16 protein-coding genes and 1 pseudogene are annotated in these 20,401 nt (G+C 35.0%); 5 read left to right on the top strand and 12 right to left on the bottom strand.

Features of this window, described 5'->3' with window-relative positions:
- Positions 1-10: 10 nt before the first annotated feature.
- The 3 genes from PHX18_04850 to PHX18_04840 all read right to left on the bottom strand — a co-directional run bounded on the left by PHX18_04850 (position 11) and on the right by PHX18_04840 (position 3,151).
- Positions 11-1,237 carry a pitrilysin family protein gene (locus PHX18_04850; GenBank protein MDD3593937.1) on the bottom strand — a complete coding sequence of 409 codons (1,227 nt, stop codon included), beginning with the start codon at positions 1,235-1,237 and terminating at the stop codon, positions 11-13.
- A 13-nt stretch (positions 1,238-1,250) separates the two neighbouring features.
- On the bottom strand, positions 1,251-2,591 hold the full coding sequence (locus PHX18_04845; protein ID MDD3593936.1) for a pitrilysin family protein: 1,341 nt from the start codon (positions 2,589-2,591) through the stop codon (positions 1,251-1,253).
- 284 nt (positions 2,592-2,875) lie between these two features.
- Positions 2,876-3,151, bottom strand: coding sequence for a hypothetical protein (locus PHX18_04840; GenBank protein MDD3593935.1), 276 nt, complete (start codon positions 3,149-3,151; stop codon positions 2,876-2,878).
- Positions 3,152-3,386: 235 nt separating this feature from the next.
- Here PHX18_04840 and PHX18_04835 point away from each other — a divergent pair, with 235 nt between their 5' ends.
- Positions 3,387-3,659: a hypothetical protein gene (locus PHX18_04835; protein ID MDD3593934.1), complete on the top strand. Its 273-nt coding sequence runs from the start codon at positions 3,387-3,389 to the stop codon at positions 3,657-3,659.
- On the opposite strand, the gene PHX18_04830 is transcribed toward PHX18_04835, so the two are convergent.
- The 3 genes from PHX18_04830 to PHX18_04820 form a co-directional block, all read right to left on the bottom strand.
- Positions 3,643-4,131 carry a hypothetical protein gene (locus PHX18_04830; protein MDD3593933.1) on the bottom strand — a complete coding sequence of 163 codons (489 nt, stop codon included), beginning with the start codon at positions 4,129-4,131 and terminating at the stop codon, positions 3,643-3,645. The genes PHX18_04835 and PHX18_04830 overlap by 17 nt on opposite strands.
- A 103-nt stretch (positions 4,132-4,234) precedes the next feature.
- Complete coding sequence (locus PHX18_04825) at positions 4,235-4,417, bottom strand: hypothetical protein (GenBank protein MDD3593932.1); 183 nt, start codon at positions 4,415-4,417, stop codon at positions 4,235-4,237.
- Entirely contained in the window at positions 4,417-4,716 is a 300-nt protein-coding gene (locus PHX18_04820; protein MDD3593931.1) for a hypothetical protein, read from the bottom strand. The genes PHX18_04825 and PHX18_04820 overlap by 1 nt, the downstream gene beginning before the upstream one ends.
- A gap of 140 nt (positions 4,717-4,856) precedes the next feature.
- Between PHX18_04820 and PHX18_04815 the strand changes: the two genes are divergently transcribed.
- Positions 4,857-5,498, top strand: a complete 642-nt coding sequence (locus PHX18_04815) for an XRE family transcriptional regulator (protein ID MDD3593930.1) — start codon at positions 4,857-4,859, stop codon at positions 5,496-5,498.
- Here PHX18_04815 and PHX18_04810 read toward each other — a convergent pair.
- The 6 genes from PHX18_04810 to PHX18_04785 form a co-directional block, all read right to left on the bottom strand.
- Positions 5,495-6,556 (bottom strand): hypothetical protein, encoded by a 1,062-nt coding sequence (locus PHX18_04810; GenBank protein ID MDD3593929.1) that lies wholly within the window; start codon positions 6,554-6,556, stop codon positions 5,495-5,497. The genes PHX18_04815 and PHX18_04810 overlap by 4 nt on opposite strands.
- A gap of 180 nt (positions 6,557-6,736) precedes the next feature.
- Complete coding sequence (locus PHX18_04805) at positions 6,737-8,620, bottom strand: hypothetical protein (GenBank protein ID MDD3593928.1); 1,884 nt, start codon at positions 8,618-8,620, stop codon at positions 6,737-6,739.
- Positions 8,621-8,766: 146 nt separating this feature from the next.
- Positions 8,767-10,656: a hypothetical protein gene (locus PHX18_04800; protein MDD3593927.1), complete on the bottom strand. Its 1,890-nt coding sequence runs from the start codon at positions 10,654-10,656 to the stop codon at positions 8,767-8,769.
- A 242-nt stretch (positions 10,657-10,898) separates the two neighbouring features.
- Positions 10,899-12,638 (bottom strand): alpha-amylase family glycosyl hydrolase, encoded by a 1,740-nt coding sequence (locus PHX18_04795; GenBank protein ID MDD3593926.1) that lies wholly within the window; start codon positions 12,636-12,638, stop codon positions 10,899-10,901.
- A 4-nt stretch (positions 12,639-12,642) separates the two neighbouring features.
- On the bottom strand, positions 12,643-15,591 hold the full coding sequence (locus tag PHX18_04790) for a hypothetical protein (protein ID MDD3593925.1): 2,949 nt from the start codon (positions 15,589-15,591) through the stop codon (positions 12,643-12,645).
- Positions 15,592-15,593: 2 nt separating this feature from the next.
- Complete coding sequence (locus PHX18_04785; GenBank protein ID MDD3593924.1) at positions 15,594-16,688, bottom strand: hypothetical protein; 1,095 nt, start codon at positions 16,686-16,688, stop codon at positions 15,594-15,596.
- Between the two features lie 156 nt (positions 16,689-16,844).
- Between PHX18_04785 and secG the strand changes: the two genes are divergently transcribed.
- The 3 genes and pseudogenes from secG (at position 16,845) to murJ (ending at position 20,284) form a co-directional block, all read left to right on the top strand.
- The gene (secG, locus tag PHX18_04780) at positions 16,845-17,066 is read left to right on the top strand and encodes a preprotein translocase subunit SecG (protein MDD3593923.1); all 222 of its coding nucleotides are present in this window, start codon (positions 16,845-16,847) and stop codon (positions 17,064-17,066) included.
- An 85-nt stretch (positions 17,067-17,151) separates the two neighbouring features.
- Positions 17,152-18,423 (top strand): annotated as a pseudogene (locus tag PHX18_04775) (SpoIID/LytB domain-containing protein).
- A gap of 301 nt (positions 18,424-18,724) precedes the next feature.
- A complete protein-coding gene (gene murJ / locus PHX18_04770) occupies positions 18,725-20,284 on the top strand; it encodes a murein biosynthesis integral membrane protein MurJ (protein ID MDD3593922.1) in 1,560 nt (519 codons plus the stop codon).
- Positions 20,285-20,401 lie beyond the last annotated feature (117 nt).

The raw sequence follows: 20,401 nt of genomic DNA, 5'->3' as shown, positions 1-20,401 counted from the left end.
ATTGCCCCCTTTATAAATAATCCTTAGGTGCAAGCAGCGAGATAACCGATTTTTCACTAAGATATTTTTTTGCAATGTTTTGAACGTCTTGAGGGGTTATTGCATTAATTTTTTCATTTAAATGCTCATCAAACTCTGCCCCTAGCCCTAACAATTCATAGTACCCGAGGTAGTATGACTGCTGCGAATTTGTTTCATGTAAGAAGGCTCTTTTGCCTGTTATGTTATTTTTAGCCCCTTCAAGCTCTTCCTGTGAAACAGGCGTGTTTTGGACTTTGCCGATTTCTTCTTTAAACCCTTCAAGCGCTACTCGTATATTTTTAGGCTCTGTTGCGATATAAATACTGAATGTTGACGCATATTTCATACCGTCTATATTGCTTCTTACAACATAAGCAAGACCTTTTTTATCACGCAGTTCCAAAAACAAGCGTGAACTCAACCCGCCTGCACCCAAGAGGGTATTTAAAACCATAAAAGCGGGAAAATCTTCATTAATCAGTGTCGGTCCAAACCATGCCTGAATAACCTGTGCTTGTGAGGCGTCTTCTTTGGCGATTTTAACGGTTTTTGATTCTGTTAAAACAGGGGTCTTGCGATTACGGTATCCCGCAGGATTTTGAGATATAGCGCCGAAATATTTTTCCAAATACGCTTTGATTGTATCTTCTTCAATATCTCCAACTACACTTATTATTACATTTTCAGCGCATAATTCGGATAAGAAAAATTCTTTTACCTCTTCTTTTGTAATAGTATCAATTTCTCCCAAAATTCTTGTATGGCTGTTGCCGTAAGGATGATTTTCATAAAGAGTTTTTATAAGATTATCAAGCGCTTTTGTACGAGGTGAGTCTAAATCGGTAATAATTTCGCCCTTTATCTTATTTACTTCTTTTTCAAATTCTTCAAAAGTTGAATTTAAAACAATATCGTTCATTAAATCTAACGCTGTTTCGATATCTTCGTTTAAAAAAGTAGCCCGAATTTTCAAATAATCCTGCTTAGAGTCGCAAGACAGTTCAATCCCGTGCAAATCAATCTCATCAGCCAGTTTTTGCGAGCTGCGCTTATTTGTACCCTGCATTAGCAGTCTGCACGCCAAAGAAGCAATCCCGGCCTTAGGCTCATCTATAATTCCGGTATTTAAAAACAAATTAATACTAATTCTTGGCGTTGACTGATTTTTTTTATACACTACTTTGATTTGGTTATGTAAATTAAACTTCTTTATCATAATTTTTCCTTAATTACTGTGGCATAAGTATAGACATTGAATATGTATTCAAATCAAGATACTTTTGGCAGGCTTTTTGTACATCTTCTTTTGTAATATCCTGAAGCACCGTGAGATACTCTCCACACTGCTCAAGGCTCTCACATACCGTCATATAATATCCGATAGTTTCTGCTATTTCAGAAACTGTTTCCGCACTGTCTGCAAATTTGACTTTTAGTTTTTTACAGGCTTTTTCAAGCTCTTCATCGCTGATAAGCTCATCTTGCATTTTGCGGACCTCTTCTTTGATGGCTGTGATTGCCTGCTCTTTATGTTGTGGGTCAAAATTCGCATTAATAAAGAAAGTATTACCGTCTTTAAACTGGTATTGCCCGCTGTCAATTACGTTAAAAATAGATTTGGTGCTTTTTTCAATAAGATTTTGATAAAGCCTCGAACTTATACCGTCCCCTAAAATTAAACTTACAATCTCAAGCAAAATTGTTCCTTTGTTATCCGTTGCCTTAGCCCCGTGGAAGCCCATAATCAAAAATCCCGTATTGATTTCGCCTTTGTTTTCAACGTATACGGGCGCCTTTAAAGGCTCAACTTCGGCAAGCCCGGGTTTTTCTTTGCCTTTTTGGTGTTTGAATTTAAACTCTCCCCGGATTAATGTAAGTGCTTTTTCAAAATCTATATCCCCTGCGACGATAGTGGTAATATTTTCAGGGGTATAGTAAGAGTTATAATAATCCACAATCTCTTCTTGGGAAATATTTGCAATAATTTCTTTAGTACCTATAACATCACGTCCGTAAGGGTGATTATCATACATATTATGGTTAGCCTCGTTGTAAGTTTTTGTCCAGGGCTGGTCATCTCTCATGCGGATTTCTTCAATAACGACGTATCTTTCGCGTTTTTCTTTTACGTCAGGATTGGCAGGGTCAAATTCAGGACCTATTTCTTCCCTAGGAAGCCGTGCATCTACCATCATATCGGCATGCATTTTTATGGCAAAATCAACATTTTGTCCGTGTACGCCTTTAGGCATGGTTATATAGTAAAATGTATAATCTTTCCAGGTTGCGGCGTTTATGACAGCTCCTTTTGACTCTAAAAGTCTGTCAAATTCGCCGGCTTTAAATTTAGTTGTTCCTTTAAACATTAAATGTTCCAAAAAATGCGAAATCCCGTTATTATGGTCATCTTCATTGATAGACCCTGTTTTTACCCATGAGCTTATATTAATTAAATCGCCTTCTTTTTTCGCAAAGACAACCTTATGTCCGTTTTCAAGCTCGTAAATTTCAACCGGAGCAGTCAAAAACGGATAATTAACCGTTTTTACTTCTTTTACTTTGGCTGGCATTATTTCTCCATTTATCAAGTCACTGTTTTATATTAACAAAATTAGCGATATGATACAAGTTTCGGGCATGTTTATACATAATAAAAAAGCTGCTATTACTAGCAGCGTTAGGTAACTATTAAGGAAACAATTTATCCTACTATCTATGGTTAGTTATATTATTATATTACTACCACAAAAAAATTTTTCAACTATTTTATTATTTTATTTACAAAACTATACAGAATAAGCCAAAACGCTTGCGTTGAGCAATGTTTGGGCTTATGACATTCAATATTATAAGCCTAAATAACCATATTAAAGCTATGTCCGCTTTTTTTATCATTAGCGGTCAAAATTGCTCTTATATTACCGTTAATATTTTTGTATGTTTCATATTCTTGAGCGAACTCTTTGTCCATAGCAATTTCAGCTTCAGGTGCATCCTCTTCGGTTGTTCTTGAAAAGAAATCAAAAACGGGAAACAAAAACTTATCAATAGTTTTTTCCAATTGAGTTTTTTCAATCGGTTTATAGCGTTCCGGATTAAATTGAATATTGTTTCCTGAATTAAAACTCATGTTCGATAACTCCTTTTCTATCCGATAACATGTATATCGACTGTTTTAAGGAAAACTTTAGTCTTTTCAACGAGAATGTAAAGAAAAATTTACACTTTTTATTGTAAGTTTCAGTCTATTAAAAACATGCTCAACAAATGCTTATAATATATATATTTAATACTTTAAAAAAATACACAATATGTTACAATTATAGTAGTAATATATCGAGAATAGTCAGGAATAAGCGTACACAATGATTTTAAAATTTCAGGTAGAAGAAAATAACGTTCAGGCTGCATGGCTTAAAACGCTCTACGATTTAATAGAAGAGCTTAATTGCAAGTGCAATACTTACCTTGAAGAATCTAAAATCACGCCTTACAGAGAATTTTCAAGAAAAAGAATAGTGGAAGTATATGGTTCAGATACCATGGTGAGCTGGTTAAAACTCAGAATGGAAAGATACTCCCACTTTATAGACAATTTTAATTCCAAACCCGAAATATCAATCATAGAAGACGAATAGATTCTTCTTCTTCAAAAGGACTTGTAAATACAGGAATTCCTCTGTTTTTAATAAGCAGCAGGACAGTTTTTTTCATGGGAGGAGTTTGCCCCTCCTTGGTAAATTTACTGCATATCCGCTCATTAAAGCATTTTGAGCAGTTCAATCCTGCCAAATAACAATCAATAGCAGAGGTTGTCCAGTTAAGGTTTTTGCACATTTTGTTTATACTTTTTATCTTTTTTACGAATTCCATGTAATTTTCAAAGATTTTTTTAAATATATTTGGATTTTCTATCATAATTTGTTCATAATACCTTTTTATTGTTCTTTGGGTCTGTATTGTTTTTGACACTTTTGTTTTTGAAGTTAAGTTATTCAAATCAAAAGTACAGCCGTTTTCTTTACAATCAAGGATATTTTTTTTCAACCAATAACGCAAAGTAGTAGTTTTCATTTTTAGCATTTTTGCCGCTTCGTCTAAATTTATCACAATATTACTCCTTTACACGGTTACAAAATATATGTAATAGATTATCAATATTAAAAGTAACCCCAAGGCTTCTAAATAGCCGTAAATATCACGTTTCATATCCCTAAATTCTCCTTTTTTCGTTAACTGTTTCTTTTAATCGTATTAATTTGTCAGTTAATTGATTAATTTCCTGTTGTATTTTAGTAATATCTTTTGCCTTATCTGCAGATTCCAGCAAATCACTTATTGATAAAATTACTCTATCAATATTATCCAATTCATTAATAATTTGTTTAATTCTCATTAAGCCAACAACCCTAAATCTGTTGCTATATTGATAATTTGCAGCCGTTTCCAGTCTGACGTTTTATCCGGCAAGGTATCAATTTCCCTGATTGCTGTTTGAAAATCAATTTCCTTAAACTCATTAGTTAAGGAGTTTTTGTAAATTTTTTTCTCCAAAAAGTTGTAAAAAAGACTTTTTTCCCCTGTTTGATAAATTAAATAATTCTCTTCCGCAGTATTGTCGCAGGTCTGAGCGCCGCAAATTTCGCACCTCAAAAAGGCAGTGCAATACGCACATTTTTTCGTTTTTTGATACATTTTCATACTCCACAATTTCTAATTAATTTACTTGTAAAAACAATTTTTTTTTATTATTATTTTTATGACATGCATGTTGGAACAATAATAGGATAATTTGTAATAATTGTCAAGGGCATTTATAAGAAAAAGGAATGGAAATGGTAAATACAATATCTCGGCGTTTTAAGCTGAAAAGGAAAGAACTAAGGCTTTCACAGGAAGTTGTAGCAAGGGCGATAGGCGTCGATCAGAAAACCATATCTCACTGGGAAAATGGTATAAATGAACCGCAGTTAAATAAATTGAGGATATTTTGTAATAATTTTAGAGTTCCTTTATCTTATTTTACCGATGAAGATAGTGAAAAAAATACATTAAAATGTAATTTAGTTACGTTAGATTTTTATTATGATATCTATGCATCTTGCGGAATCGGGGGCATTGCAGCATCTGAAAATTCAGAAAAAATTGCTCTTCCTTTAGAATTGATGCCTAAGCAAATTAGACCGGGTAAAAAATACTCCGTTATAAAAATCCGGGGAAATAGCATGGAGCCTGAAATCAAGGACAGGGATTTGGTTTTGATAGAACATTACGGAAACGAACAAATCATCGATAATCATATTTATATTTTTATGTATGAGAATGAAATTTTTGTTAAACGTCTGTCCAAAAATATTAATGAAGTCATTATAACTTCTGATAATAAAGACTATGCACAAATTATTTTGAGGAAAGAAGAAATTAACAAATTATACATTATAGGTAAAGTATACGGTTTTGCGAGAAAATATTTTTAAGCGGCAAGGTACTTATACTTTAAATAATCTATAATATTTTCAATATTAATATCAAGCAAGCCTTTTGACTCTTTTACAAGTGTATATTTTATAACCAAAGGATAAAAATCATAACCGTTTATTTGTTCGTTAAGAATTAAAGATATCACTTTATCTATATGAACCTGAATATTTCTTTTCATTTCCGGGTGTTTTTTTAGCCAGTCTTTGTACTCTAGCGAACTTCTTTCGCTGTTGCAATACTTACACTGTACAAGATAGTTAGAAGGGTCATTTACCCCGCCGCAGCTGCGGGGATTTACATGTTCTGTGCTGGCAAGGGAAGCGTCAAGCAATCGTTGGGCGATTTCGTCAATTCGTCGTCTATGATACTTAACAATAAACGCATCCGTGCTGTTACCTGATGTCGGCAAACCTTTGGCTTTTTGGGCAATAAGTTCAAGAATTTTTTTATTACGAGGGTTTTCTTCTTCCATTATCAATTTATAAAAACTTGTAATAAAAGTTTTTCTTTTGAAAACTTGTGAGTTACGCCTTTTTTGCAAAAGGGTGTTTACGGTTTTTATATCCTTTTTTACTGTTATATAAGTCCGACCCTCAAGCCCGTCGGATAATTTCATAACTTTAGCTATAACTTTTTGTTGTGAATTTTCAAGCTGTTGTATGGAATTTCTGTACATTTGTTTAAAAAGCTCTTTTAAATTTTTGTCGGGGTGTTTTTTTGCGTTAATTTTAACTTTTTTTAATACCTGTTTTTCTATACCTTTTATGCGCCCCTCGTATTTTGTTAACTCCTCAATTAAAGTCTGACCTTTTGCCATTTTAATATTTTCTACAAAATCGTTCATTTCATCTCTGGTTGTCATAATCCTTCCGCAGCAAGGACAAGGAAGGTTAACTATTTTTTTCAGCTCAAAATAATACCTGCTTTTTGATGAGCAGGTATTATTTTGCGGTTCAAATTTAAAAATCTCGTCAGAATTAAAGGACAGAAAATAGTTATTTATCACAAAATACTTTTTGTGAAAGTCATCAAAAGCTGATAGTCTTTGTTTCATAACTATAACCTTTAATTCTTTACATGTATATTATTCCACATTTTTGCAAATTTTAAATCACATATTTAGAGTATTACACAATTTGTTACAATTGTAGTAAAAATTAAAATAAATTATATCGAAAATCAAGAGGCGCAGAAGTTAAAAATCTTCTGCGCCTCTAAATGCTTGTGCTTATATTTATACTTCTTTTTTCTTCTTTTCTACCGTATTTTCTTCTGCTACTACAGGTTCTTCCGCATTTGAAGTATCTTTTGACTCGTTTAGTTTTTTATCTTGCTCGGTTGCCGTATAGTTTTTTGTTTTTTCTTCTGCTTTTGCAACGTTTGCATTTATAGTATCTTCATTTTGGGTTTTGTTGGTTTCAGTCTTGGCTAAAACTGATCTTGTATTTACTTTTTCTACAAATTCTTCCATAAACGGATTTTCAACATAATTTTCTGTTTTATCGGTTATTGTTTTATCAAAGACGTTAGCAAAAGTGTTTTCAAGGTTCTTTGCAGTATCAAAAGTTTGTATGCCATCGACATCTTCACCGTTGATTGAAAGTGTATAAGTACCTTCTAATATATTGTTGTTAATTTGCTCCTCGCTGATTTTGTTATAGCTATTGAGGTCAATTTTGTCAATTCCGGCTTTATCTGCGCTGGTGAAAGAATATTTACCGTCTGCAGATATTCCGAGAAGTTTAAGTTGTTTAAGCTCTTCGCCCTCAATTAATCCGTTACCGTCAGCATCGTAGGCTATCATTTCATTCCAGCCGTCTTCTGCTCCGAGAAATTCGCTTGCATTATTAAATTTACCGTCATTATTTTTATCTGCGATGAACTCATATTGGGTATTATTATATGTAAACCCTATGGGATCTGTCCGTGTGGTACCGACTTCCTCGCCCTCTTCTTCACCTGTTAATTCGTCTATAAAAGCAACGTTGGTATTGTAATTATTTAATGAAACTACAAGAGCGTTGAAAATATTTGCCGCTGAGTCATGCCCTTTAGGGATACTAAATGTGTTTGTATTTTCATTATAAGCAACGCAGCTGCCAAATAATTGAGGCAATAGCACCTTTGCATCGGAAAGAGGCATATTATCAAGCTCTTTATTATTCAAAAATTCACTAAGCATTTGTACTTGTGCATTACTTGTTGAAGCGGGGTCGCTGCCGGTCGGTGCGGTATAATAAGTATTAATAAGAGTCTGTCTTAAATTTTGCCTTACGGTAAATCCGTTTTGGAAGCTATCGGCTGCTTTTCTTGAAGCAGATAATAGTGAATTCACCGAAGTAACATTTGCATTGTACTTAGTATTAACAGAATTGTATTCAACATTAGCTGTTTTTATATTATAAGTTATAGTTTCAATCCCTGCTACACATCTTCTAATGTTACTGGACGCAGAATCCGCATTACTAAATGCCGCATTAATAAGGGTTTTATCAATACCTATATTTGATAATTTAGCGGTAATAACAGCTTGAAGATCTTGATTCGGATAGTTACCATCCTTGTAATCCGATATGGCTTTATCTATTGCATTTTTTGAACGGGCATTCATAGCATCCGTTTCTTCTTCGGAAATTGTCAGCGCCTTTTGCAATTCACGTGTCAATTCAGATTGATATTGAGCAAGCTCTACCGTCTTAGCTTCATATTGTTCTTTTGCTATATTTAATTCATTTTCTATTTTATTCAAGTCAGCTTTTAAATCAACATTTACGCTTTCCAAATATTTTATAGATTGCGCACAATTTTTGATATAGGCTGATAAATTGGCAGCTATAAGCTGTAATTCGTTTAATGTTTTGGCATCATCAGTATTGGGCGGCGTTGACAAATTTTGAGCAAATTTTAACGCTTTTTCTTCATTAACAATAGCTGTTTCAATTTCACCGTTGTCTTCTTCGATTTGATTGACTATTTCATTCAACTTCAACGTATCGAAAGCGTTCACTTCATCCGTAGTCAAAGTGATTTTTTGTTCTACGGCATATTCATAGTCATCATAAGTTACTTTGCCGTCTTTGTTGAAATCATAACTCATATTATTTTGAATTGATGTCATGCCATTACTCCTTATTTTACCCGTACATATTATATATAAAGGTTATATATTGCCTGATATTTCAACAAACAGAAAAATTGTAACATTTCTTAATTATTTAATATTTCGACAACCATTTGGAGGAATGGAAAAAATCTTAGCAATTTTTATTTATACTTCTTTTCTACCGTATTTTCTTCTGCTACCGCCGGTTCTTCCGCATTTGAAGTATCTTTGGGTTCGCTTAAACTTTTATCCTGAGCAGTTACTGTATAGTTTTTGGCTTTTGATTCAGCAGTTGAAGTGTTTATATCTACGGTGTTTTCGGTTTTAGATTTATCAAAATCCGTATCAGATAAAACTGTTTTAGTATTTACTTTTCCGGCAAATTCTGCCATAAAAGGATTTTCTTTATAACTTTGGTTTTCATCGGATATTTCTTGATCAAATACAGTGGAAAAAGTATTTTCCAGATTTTTTACCGTATCAAAAGTTTGTATACCGTCAACATCTTCACCGTTGATTGAAAGTGTATAAGTACCTTCTAATATATTGTTGTTAATTTGCTTCTCGCTGATTTTGTTATAGCTATTGAGGTCAATTTTGTCAATTCCGATTTTATCGGCACTGGTGAATGAATATTTGCCGTCTTCAGATATTCCGAGAAGTTTAAGTTGTTTAAGCTCTTCGCCCTCAATTAATCCGTTACCGTCAACATCATAGGCTATCATTTCATTCCAGCCTTTGTCTGCTCCGAGAAATTCATTTTCGTTATTAAATTTACCGTCATTATTTTTGTCTGCGATGAATTCATATTGGGTATTATTATATGTAAACCCTATAGGGTCGCGGCGTTTAGTTTTTATGTCACTTCCGCTTTGTTCATCTGCTTCACCTGTTAATTCGTCTATAAAGACAACGTCAGTATTATAGTTTACCTTTAATGAAGCTACTAAAGCGTTGTAGATATTGGCCGCTGCACCATGCCCTTTTGGAATAGTAAATTTATTTTTACTTTCATTATAAGAAATACAATCTCCGAATATCTGTATTAATAAGACTCTTGCATCAGAAAAAGGCATATTATCAAGTTCTCTATTCTTCAAAAATTCATTAAGCATTTGTACTTGAGGGTTTGATATGGACGATGGTTTAACACCGCCTGTTGACACGTAATATTTATCAACCAATGCTTGCCTTAAATTTTGTCTTGCGGTAAATCCGTTTTGGAAACTGTCTGTCGCTTTTTTTGAAGACGATAACAGAGAATTTATCAAATTTACATTGTTGTTATAAGGTGCATTTATTGAATTATATTTTTCATTAGCTGTTTTTATATTATAAGTTATAGTTTCAATACCCGCTACGCATCTTCTTATATTGCTCGCTGTTGAGTCCGCTATGCTGAATGCTGCATCAATTCGGGTTTTATCAATACCTATATTTGATAATTTAGCGGTAATAACATCTTGAAGATCTTGGTTCGGATAGTTACCATCCTTGTAATCCGATATGGCTTTATCTATTGCATTTTTTGAACGGGCATTCATAGCATCCGTTTCTTCTTCGGAAATTGTCAGCGCCCTTTGTAATTCATGTGTCAATTCAGTTTGATATTGAGCAAGCTCTTTCGTCTTAGCTTCATATTTTTCTTTGGCTATATTAATTTCATTTTCAACTTCCTTTAACTCAATTTTTAAATCTTCGTTGACGCTTTCCAAATATTTTATAGATTGCGCACAATTTTTGATATAGGCTGACAAATCGGCAGCTATAAGCTGTAATGCATTTAACGTTTTAGCATCATTGGTATCAGGCGGTTCCGATAAATTTGTAGCAAAACTTAATGCTTTTTCTTCATTAACAATAGCTGTTTCAATTTCACCGTTATCTTCTTCGATTTGATTGACTATTTCATTCAACTTCAACGTATCAAATGCGTTCACTTCATCCGTAGTCAAAGTGATTTTTTGTTCTACGGCATATTCATAGTCATCATAAGTTACTTTGCCGTCTTTGTTAAAATCATAACTCATATTATTTTGGATTGATGTCATGCTGCTACTCCTTATTTTACCCGTACATATTATATATAAAAGTTATACATTATCTGATATTTCAACAAACAGAAAAATTGTAACATTTCTTAATGTTTTTGTTACTGTGCCGTAACGGGCGCAGTGAGGAACCGAAAATCAGTTTAAGCCAGGTATTGCCTGCGCTTCTGCACCACCGCCGCGCCGCCCCTGCACCACCTACACCTGTAGCCCCTTGCGCCTGCACCACTGCAACTTCGTTTTTAAATATTTTGCTTGTAAACTTCTTTTGCTTTTTTTTCTATATCAGGAGTATCTATTTCAAACACATGAACTCTTGCCGGTCCTAATTCAACTTCAACGGTATTATTTAGCGCCGTGTATCTGCTTGGCTGCCCGTATGGAAGGGTTAAATCTACCAAAGGTTGTGAAGCTTTTAGTCCGGGGATGGTAATTTTACCTTTTTGCACTGCATTAACATCTCTGTTTGCAATTGTCAAAAGGGTTTTACCGTCTTTATGTCTTGCATAAGCAATAATTTTATCATTTTTATTTTGGGTATCTTTGAAAGGAATGTAAGAACCTTTAGCTATTAAATCTTCGTGGTCTTTTCTTATTTGAGCCATTCTGCCCATAAAATCACCTATTTCAGGGTGTTCGCCGCCGGGTTTTCTTGAAAGGTTAAATATATCTACCATTTGAGAGTGGACAATATATTGGAAAGAATCAGTGGCGCTTTTTTGAGCGGGTTTATCTTTGTAAGGATAAATGTATGTATCACCGGATTCAAAGCCTGTAACAAAATAAGGATTAGTCATGGGCAAAGTAAACTGTAAACCTGTTGTCAGATTACAATAAGGCACTCCGCCGTTTGATATAGGGCTTTTGTCATCGTGAGTGGCAAATGAACCTATTAACGACTTCCCTTTTGGCAATCTGTGGCTCATATCAAGGTTTTCTACAACATAATCGTGAAGGTAACTCGCTTTTTGGCGTAACGGGAAGATGTGATATTGTCCGTAATATGAATCAAAACCCACAGCCAGAAGCTCTTCAGGTCTGTCATGGGGCATGTTTAACATCGGCGAAGCGTCTTCATAGGTATAAGTTTCTGCCAGGAATGCAAATTCAGGATTTTTGCTTCTTGTGTAAGAAATTATCTCATCCCAAAACTCTGCGGGTTTCGCTCTTGCAACGTCTGCTCTGATACCGTCAGCGCCACATTCAAGCAGCATATCTACAAATTGTTTATGATAATCCACCAAAGCTTTATTTAAAATTTTCTTATCTTTGTCCGTATAAGGGTCAAACATTCTGATATCTTGCCATCCTTGCGGTGTTTCTGCGTATCCGCGCTCATCTACAGCCATCAAATCGGGTCTTGCGTTAAACAAGTCTAAAGAAGCACAGCTTGGCAAGTCTACCATAACTCTTATACCTTTTTTATGACATTCATCTACGAAGTATTTAAACCCTTCTTTGCCGCCCAGGGTTTCATCAATCTGAAGATAATCTTTTGGTGCATAAAGACTGCCGGCGGTACCAAACGCTCCTGTTGTTCCGGGAGGATTAATAGGCAGAAGGTGAAGAGTATTTACGCCGTATTTTTTTAATTCATCAAGCCTTTCAACCGCATTGTAAAAAGTTCCCTGCTCTTCGCCGTCTTCTATAAGGTGGTTGCCGTCTTTGTCTTTGGCATTGAAGGTTCTTGGAATTAAGGCATGCATAACTACTTTATTATTTTCAAACATAGAGCGCAAATCATTCTTCCACGCAATTTGTGGTGTTTGAGCTTGTTCAGTTTTTACCGCAGGCTTTGTCCTGTTTACTAAAACCTGTGCATAATTTGCAATAAAGTCATTACCCGTCAAAGCGGTATTTGCTGCGGGTGCTTGTTCCTGTTTTACTTCAGGGATTGGTTTAGTGATAAAATTTTGCGCATAATTTGCGATAAAATCACTGCCCTTGAAAGAATATTTATTAGAGGAGGAATTAACTATCATTTAATTACGCCCCTTTCTTTTTTTCATAAACATCAGGATTAAATGCATTTTTTCTGCCTACCATTGCTACCGCCACAGCCGTAACCCCTGCGAGGACACCTAAAGCTATGCCTACTCTTGTGAACCATGACTTGTAAGATAGTACCTGCTGCGCAGATTCTTGTAAGAAATCACCGAACACTTTACCTCCTACATCGGTTAACTTGCCGGGTTTTGCATAACCAAGATTAGAATTATAGAACAATTTTCTGATTGCACTGTTATCTGCACCCAGAGTTAAGTCCTTCTCATTAAATAAAGTAAAAAATGTTCTGATTTTTGCCTTACCGTTTTTGGCATAACTATTCAATTGTTCGTAAAACTCGTTAATTAAAGATAAATTCTTATTGCCGGAGTGTTTTATATGGGTTAAACGATCATATGCACTTTTATCCGCAATACTATAGAATTCTTTTAAATTAATGTATGGAACCTGACTTAACTCCACACCTTTTTGAGCGGCAATAGGCAGTTTATAGTTGAATTTTTGTATAGCATCAAGACCATTGCCTTCAGAAGGAATAAATTTGGATAAAACAGCTTTGGCATATTCTGTAGATTCACCGTTTTTGCCAATATTAAAGAAGTCGTCCATATAGTTACCTATGACGGAGCCTTTGAGGGTTTCAACCGTTTGTACCAGCGATGGTCTTTTGCCAAACCGCATATTTACATCATCACATAAATCAGTAAACAGAACTCTGAAAATACGATTATTTTGGTCTATAACATCAGCAGTATTATGCGCTGAATTTGACATTGCCCCTTTTACACGATTACCCAAAGGACCTAACACGGTATCTAAACAAAAATCATAAGCCTTTTGGTTATTCATCTGTAATTTGTACTTGTCGAATTTGTTTATAAAATTATCTACGTTAAGAGAATCAAATAACATATTTTTAATGATATTAGACTGTTTTGCAATCTTAGCTTCGTTGGAATTTAACGATGCAATTATATCTTTAATTTTATCCTCGCCAAAATTAAGGTTAACGTTCTTTAGAATACTTCTCACGCCGGCATCATCAGAATCAAACAAGGATTTGATTGTTTTAGTATCAAAGCCGTAATCGCGGGTAAGCTTTGCCATGTAATCCGATGCCGTACCAAGGTCGGCCTTGAGGTTATCAAAAACACTAAGCATTCTTAAAGGAGCCTGGAAGGTGTTATTAGTGCTGACATATTTTGCGATAAGATTTTGTCTTCTTTGTGAAATCATTATTGCAAACTGGTTGTGCAGTTCCTTTAATTCCCCTGCAGGGAAATTTTTAGCAAACATTTCTTCCATATTATCAAGATATTTTAAAGAAGTTTCAAGCGCCTTTTTGTTAGTTTCAATTGCGTTGTCTGCAATAACTTGCAAAGATTTAACAGTTTGTTCAAATTTGCCGTCAGGACTAACGATACCTCTGAGAGCTTTTTCTAAAATTTCATTTCTTCTTTCTATGGAAGGTGTAGCGGCAAGTTCCTTCAGAGCTGCGCCTTTGATATCAAAGGCTTGGATAACCTTTTTAAAAGTACTTTCCCAAAGTTTGGCAATATTGGAAGAATCACCCAAAACAGTTGCTTTTAGAACCTTATCCATACTTTGGTTAACAGAAACTTTATAAGTTTGAATCATACGGGCAACATCTTTTAACTTATCAACAGCTGCCTGTGGATTTGCCATTTGAACCGTTGCTTTTGATTTGAATAAGTTGTTCAAATTTTCGACCGCCTGATTTATTCTTCTGTTATCTGTTAAAACACGGTTTTTTATCAAGGTATTTTTAACTTGCGCTATATAAGTATCGACTTCCATACGGTTTAAAGTTTTACCCTTGATACTGTTTGGAAGTTTATCTAAAATTGTTTGCACTCTAGGGTCAATGGCTCGTTTTTGTGAGCCTTGAATAGTTTTGATAATTTCTTGAGCTAAATTGTCATCAACAACCGTAACAGCTTCTTTGCCCGACAAAGACTTAAATATTTTATCTACGGTAAGTGCAACGGTTTCCTGAGTTTCTGTTCCCACTGCTTCAGCTTTAAATAAAGCTTTAACCGATGATTTAAGCTTTTCATCCAAAGAAGACCCTTTTAGCATGTTTTCAATTTGTGTTTCAAGGGTTTGATTTGTATGAATTTTGTCTATGTGTCCGTCTAGCTTGGCTAAGGCTTTTGCCGCAGAAGCGTTTTGGATTTTGCCTAACAAAGGGCTGTAGACGTGTTTGCCTATTTGGTCAGCGGCTAAACTTGCAACAAGAGGAGTAGCGAACCCTGCCGTCATCATAGCAATAGTATTGCCTTGAACAGATATTTGTTTATATTTATCCCTAATCGCACCTTTTCTGTCATCAATATTTCGAGGAACACCCAGTTTATCGCCTATTCTATTAAGTTCTTTATCAGAAATTAAATCCCAGCAAATATATTGAGGGTCTTGAGAGAAGAGTTTTTTTCTGCCGTAGCTGTCAACGTATTTTAATTCCAGGTCAACCCCTTTGGTTAGTTTGATAGGAGCGTAAACAGCCAGTTTTGGCCAAAGCGACATAGCTCCAAACCAACATCCCAGACCTATGAACTCCATACCTTTTCTGAGAGGAGAACCTTTGGAAGAAGCTAGTATTGCAGCGATGCCTAAACTGCCGAGCTTGATTGCGGTGTCGTTAATTCTGCCGATTGAATAATCTGTTCCTTTGCCGTTTATTGCTTTGAAGAAATTTTTAATATTTTGATAATCCTGAACAAAAGGAGTGGCAAGAGATTTTAAGAAAGAGTCTTTTACCAAATGTCCTTTGGGGGCATAAGCAGCTACGCCTGTTTTTAAACTTTCCTGATTAATGACAGCAGGGATTACACCTTTTTGTTGAGGTGCTTGAGTATTGTTTTTTACTTGCAGCAGGTTGGCATAATTCGTAAGCATTGAAGTCATTATTATGCCCTCCTTGATTTAGAAGGAGTGTTTTCACCGCTTAAAGAAGTCTTATGGAAAATCAGAGTATTAGCTAAAACAGGTAAAATAATACTTGATAAAATAACAGCTTTGCCTAAAGCGCCCGAAAATTTGTTATTGCCTTTCCATAATTCAATAAAACCGTTTTTAATATTTTTGCCGACCTCTTGCATGGAAACTTTAAAGGTTAAAAATTTATTAGGATTTTTAGTAAATAAATTTTTTGTATTATTGATAATGTTTCTAAAGCTTATGTTATTAATGCTGTCTTGCTGAGCCAAGCCAATACCCAGGGTAACAAACGGAATCATAAGCATGGTTTTCCATGCCGTTGACATAATAATCAGTTTTTTGACTTTGTCCTGAACCGCAGAATCACTGTCTGCAATCGGTCCTTTCATTCCAAATCTGCGCGCCAGGCGGTTGTAGTTTTCATTAATGTCTTTATTATTTTTGCCTTTGGAATTGTACATTAAATCCCATCTTGTAAACTCACAGCTCTCAAAAACCTTATGGTATTCTTTCTTTTTATTGGCAGGAAGTTCAAGCGGTGTACCCTCTCTTAAGTCAACAACATCTTTGTATGGGTGGTTTAGGTCAATCCCTCTCATTAATTTAACGGGTGTATTTATAGCCATTTTTGCAAGCTCAACGCCTGCATAGTAAAGGGCAACACCCAAAGCCATCTTTTTAAACAGGTTAGTATTAGAATTTTTTAAAGCATTGGTAGCGGTATTTCTGCCGGCAAGATAAACTAATGCCAAAACAGGTCCACCTATAAGATAGGGAAATTTACAAACTTTCAGAAATTCAAAGAAATTAAAATCAGGATCGCCTTTAAGCCCTCTATACATATATTCAGGGGTTTTAGCACCTTGCTCTATCCCTACCTTAAATTTGGTGATAATACCGTTAGAAAGCATGGTGTCTTTCATATTATGAGCTGTAGTCGCGTCAAAAGCGCCCTTTTCAGAAGGCGCCATCTGGTATCTGGAGCCTTGTACAGACTCCATTTGATATCCTGCCGGTGTGGTCGGCTTATTCGTTGTTAACGGAAGATTTACAGCTGATACCATTTAACTAAAACCTTAACCTCAAGATGCTTACGTTTATTATAAATTGGTGAAAAGATAAAGTTGCTACATGTTTTGAGGTTATGTAATAATAATTTACAATTTTTAAAATTTGTTTTTTATTTGTGGTATTATTAAAAATATTTCAAGGAGAAAAAGATGGTTAATGCATTACAAATAGTTCAAGTCCTATCAGGAGTACTTGTAATATTTTTAATATTACTTCACTCCCCCAAAGGCGACGGAATGAGCATGCTTGGCGGAGCTGCGCAATTATTTTCAAGTCAAAAAGGTGCAGAAGCAGGGCTTAATAAATTGACGACAATAGTTGCTGTAATTTTTACTGTGGTATCATTTCTTTTAGGTTTTAAAATTGTTTAACAGCTTTTTGAAGCAAATTTTGTTTGGGTTAATAATTATTTTTTGTCTGCAATTATTTTATTTGCAGCCGATTTATGCTGTAGATGTGGAAAAAAATCTGGTAAGAGTTTTAATTTCAGATACCAAAAGCGGCAGATATGACCATACTTCCTTGGCTATAACTTCGGCAGAGGAGTATTTTGTATTTGACGGGCAGAATTTTCTTTTTAAATCAGAACCTGATAAAACAACTAATATTACCGTAGACAATGATTTTATTTTGTTTGCTAATGCGGGAAAAATTTATAAAGTATTAAAAGCGAACAAAGTTTTTATTAATTCCAAGCAACCTTTATCTGTTGCGAGTTTGTGTAAAAAATCCAAGCCTGCATTGTATGCCGGACTTTTGGAACTGAGTATAAACAATACAAATAAATTGAAACTTATAAATATTCTTGATGTCGAAGAATATTTAAAAGGTGTTGTACCTAACGAAATGCCTGTGTATTTCGGGCTGGAAGCGCTAAAAGCACAAGCAGTTGCTGCAAGGGGTTATGTTTTCAGAGAAAATACCGACCAAAACCGTGATTATGATGTAAGTGATACAACAAGCTCGCAGGTATATTTCGGCAAAAATACCCACGATGAATTATCAGACAGGGCAGTGGATGAAACTAAAGGGCAGTTTGCGCTTTATAACGGAGATATAATTTTATCGCTTTATTCATCAACAGCAGGCGGGCATACGGAGAATTATGAAAATGTTTTTTCAACATCAAACGGCAAAAAAATCAAATATCCCTCAGACCCGATTTCTTATTTAAAAGGGGTAAAAGACACAAAAGGTGATTATGATTTGTCTGATGAGACGCTTGCAAGGGTCTTTTGGGAAAATAAAGTAAAGACTTACGATATAGATTCTCCGCTCTACAGATGGGATTATACCTGGGGAAAGGATGAACTTGAAAATATTTTGAAGAAAACGTTAAAACAACAATCTTCATCGGGCTTTGTTAAACCAAAACTTGAAAATGAAGCCGATTTTGGCGAAATTCTTGATATTTCTGTTTTAAAAAGAGGCGTAAGCGGCAAAGCAATGTACGTTAAAATCGAAACTACAAAAGGAATTTGGTACATAGCAAAAGAAATTACAATAAGAAAAATTTTTCAATATAATAACAAATGGCTGCCAAGCGGAAATGTTTTCTTTGATATTAAAAGCGATGATACCGGCAAAATCACGGACATTAGGGCTTTTGGCGGCGGATTTGGGCATGGAGTGGGGTTGAGCCAATACGGCGCAGGTTACATGGCAAAACACGGTTTTAAATACGATGATATTTTAAAACACTATTATACGGGAATAGCCATAGGAACTTTTCCTTTGGTATGTCATTTGAAATCAAATGCAGTATGCGGGGTTTCTTTTTATGACCCGCAGCCGAAAGGGAATTTAATCGTAGAATATTCATTTATAGCGCATGATACCCTATTTGAAATTAACGGCAAAGAACTGAAAATTTCCGCTAACGAATTTTCAAACAAAAAAGCCAAAGTCAATGTAGAAGACTATCTGATTAAAGGTCAAAATCAAATAAACCTTGTTAAAAATAATCAACGGTTGTTTGAACTTTCCCCGAATAATGTAAAATTTTATGTAGAAATATCAGGCAGCAGCGATGAAAAGTAATCTTTACAAAACGACAGTTATGATAGCCGTAATTACTATTTTTAGCAAATTAGCAGGTTTTTTGCGTGACGTTGTCATAGCAAAGTGCTACGGGACAACTCTTGTGAGCGACGCTTACTTTTATGCATACCAATTTCCGGCGCTTGCCATTATTTTATTGGGCGGACTTGGCGGACCTTTCCACACAGCTACGGTTAGTGTGTTTTCAAAATTAATTCCCGACGTGGAGAAAAAACCTGAAATTAATGTCCAAAGGTTGTTTAATACTTTTGTAACCCTCACGGGTATAGTGTTTTTGATATTTTCACTGTTGTTTTTCTTCTTTGCTCCGCAAATTATTGATTTTATAGCACAAGCAGGAAGCAGTCAGCTAAAATTCCTTGCAGTGGAGCATTTGCGCATAATGTCGCCTATGATATTTATAGGCGGTATCATAGGGATTTTTTACGGTATTTCCAACGTTTATAAAGAATTTTTCTACACGTCGCTAAGCCCTACAATTTTAAGCTTCGTAGTTATAGCGGCGCTTTTGCTTCTACCTGTGGATAAAAGCGGTTTGGTACTTGCTTATGCAACATTGGCAGGGGCAATAGGTCAGCTTTTAATCCAGCTGCCGGTGTTTGCAAAAATAGGATTTTCTTATTATCCGAAACTTTTTTTGAATGATGATAATCTCAAAAATATAGGCGAAATTCTTTTCCCTGCAATGCTCGGCACAACTATAGGACAGATAAATATTTACGTTGATATGTTCTTTACCTCAGGGCTTGAAGAAGGTGCATGGTCTGCTATCGGCTATGCAAACAGAGTTTTCCAATTCCCTGTAGGGGTGCTGATAACCGCTATGCTTGTGCCTTTGTTTCCGATGTTTTCATCGTTTGTCGGCAAACAGGATTTTGGCTCGCTGCGAAAATATTTTCACGAAGGACTTAATTCTTTGTGGTTTCTGGCATTTCCTTTAACGGCGTTTTGTCTTATATTTACGCAGGACATCATTGCAATTTTGTTCCAGAGGGGGGCTTTTGGTCTTAATGCAACTTTAATGGTATCAGAAGCCATGTTCTATATAACTTTGTCAATGATTCCTTATATGGCAAGAGATACATTAACAAGGGTTTTCTACGCTTTTAATGACTCAAGAACTCCTTTTGTCATTGCGTTTTTCTCCATAGCGGTAAAATTTATCACCAACTACCTGTTTGTAAAATCTATGGGCATAGGCGGTATTATGCTGTCTACGACTATGGTTACGATATTTAATGCAACGCTGCTGGCATTTTTAATACGCAAAAAAATAGGGTTGAATTATTTGAAGTTTGCCACACCCGTGGTGAAAATTTTCTTCGCTACAATGATTATGTCGGGTGTTGCGATTTTGGCAAATATTTTCTTTATTTATTTACATCCTGAACACACAATTATATTTTTGATTGTTAAACTAACTATAATAACTGTTTTGTGCGCAATTGTTTACTTCCTGTTGTCGTTGAAACTAAAACTTTCGCCTGCCGTAATGATTATAAATAAAATCAAAACCCGCCAAATGTAAACAAACCGTTACAAATCAATTTTATTGATTTTTTATCACTTATGTATATTAAAGAAAAATATTTTTTATATCATTGGTATATACTTTTACATTATTTTTGATAATTTAAAAATTTTG

The organism is Candidatus Gastranaerophilales bacterium (assembly GCA_028696075.1).
In the GTDB taxonomy this organism is placed as follows: Bacteria; Cyanobacteriota; Vampirovibrionia; order Gastranaerophilales; family JAILCC01; genus JAQVHS01.
This window is presented reverse-complemented; position numbering and strand designations above follow the sequence as displayed.

Excerpts from the sequence above, each read along its gene's own strand:
- PHX18_04810 (MDD3593929.1), bottom strand. The coding sequence starts at position 6,556 with ATGAAACAAAGACTATCAGCTTTTGATGACTTTCACAAAAAGTATTTT.
- PHX18_04825 (MDD3593932.1), bottom strand. The coding sequence starts at position 4,417 with ATGAGAATTAAACAAATTATTAATGAATTGGATAATATTGATAGAGTA.
- PHX18_04820 (MDD3593931.1), bottom strand. The coding sequence starts at position 4,716 with ATGTATCAAAAAACGAAAAAATGTGCGTATTGCACTGCCTTTTTGAGG.
- PHX18_04815 (MDD3593930.1), top strand. The coding sequence starts at position 4,857 with ATGGTAAATACAATATCTCGGCGTTTTAAGCTGAAAAGGAAAGAACTA.
- PHX18_04790 (MDD3593925.1), bottom strand. The coding sequence starts at position 15,591 with ATGACTTCAATGCTTACGAATTATGCCAACCTGCTGCAAGTAAAAAAC.
- PHX18_04805 (MDD3593928.1), bottom strand. The coding sequence starts at position 8,620 with ATGACATCAATTCAAAATAATATGAGTTATGATTTCAACAAAGACGGC.
- murJ (MDD3593922.1), top strand. The coding sequence starts at position 18,725 with ATGAAAAGTAATCTTTACAAAACGACAGTTATGATAGCCGTAATTACT.
- PHX18_04800 (MDD3593927.1), bottom strand. The coding sequence starts at position 10,656 with ATGACATCAATCCAAAATAATATGAGTTATGATTTTAACAAAGACGGC.
- secG (MDD3593923.1), top strand. The coding sequence starts at position 16,845 with ATGGTTAATGCATTACAAATAGTTCAAGTCCTATCAGGAGTACTTGTA.
- PHX18_04795 (MDD3593926.1), bottom strand. The coding sequence starts at position 12,638 with ATGATAGTTAATTCCTCCTCTAATAAATATTCTTTCAAGGGCAGTGAT.
- PHX18_04835 (MDD3593934.1), top strand. The coding sequence starts at position 3,387 with ATGATTTTAAAATTTCAGGTAGAAGAAAATAACGTTCAGGCTGCATGG.
- PHX18_04845 (MDD3593936.1), bottom strand. The coding sequence starts at position 2,591 with ATGCCAGCCAAAGTAAAAGAAGTAAAAACGGTTAATTATCCGTTTTTG.
- PHX18_04850 (MDD3593937.1), bottom strand. The coding sequence starts at position 1,237 with ATGATAAAGAAGTTTAATTTACATAACCAAATCAAAGTAGTGTATAAA.
- PHX18_04840 (MDD3593935.1), bottom strand. The coding sequence starts at position 3,151 with ATGAGTTTTAATTCAGGAAACAATATTCAATTTAATCCGGAACGCTAT.
- PHX18_04785 (MDD3593924.1), bottom strand. The coding sequence starts at position 16,688 with ATGGTATCAGCTGTAAATCTTCCGTTAACAACGAATAAGCCGACCACA.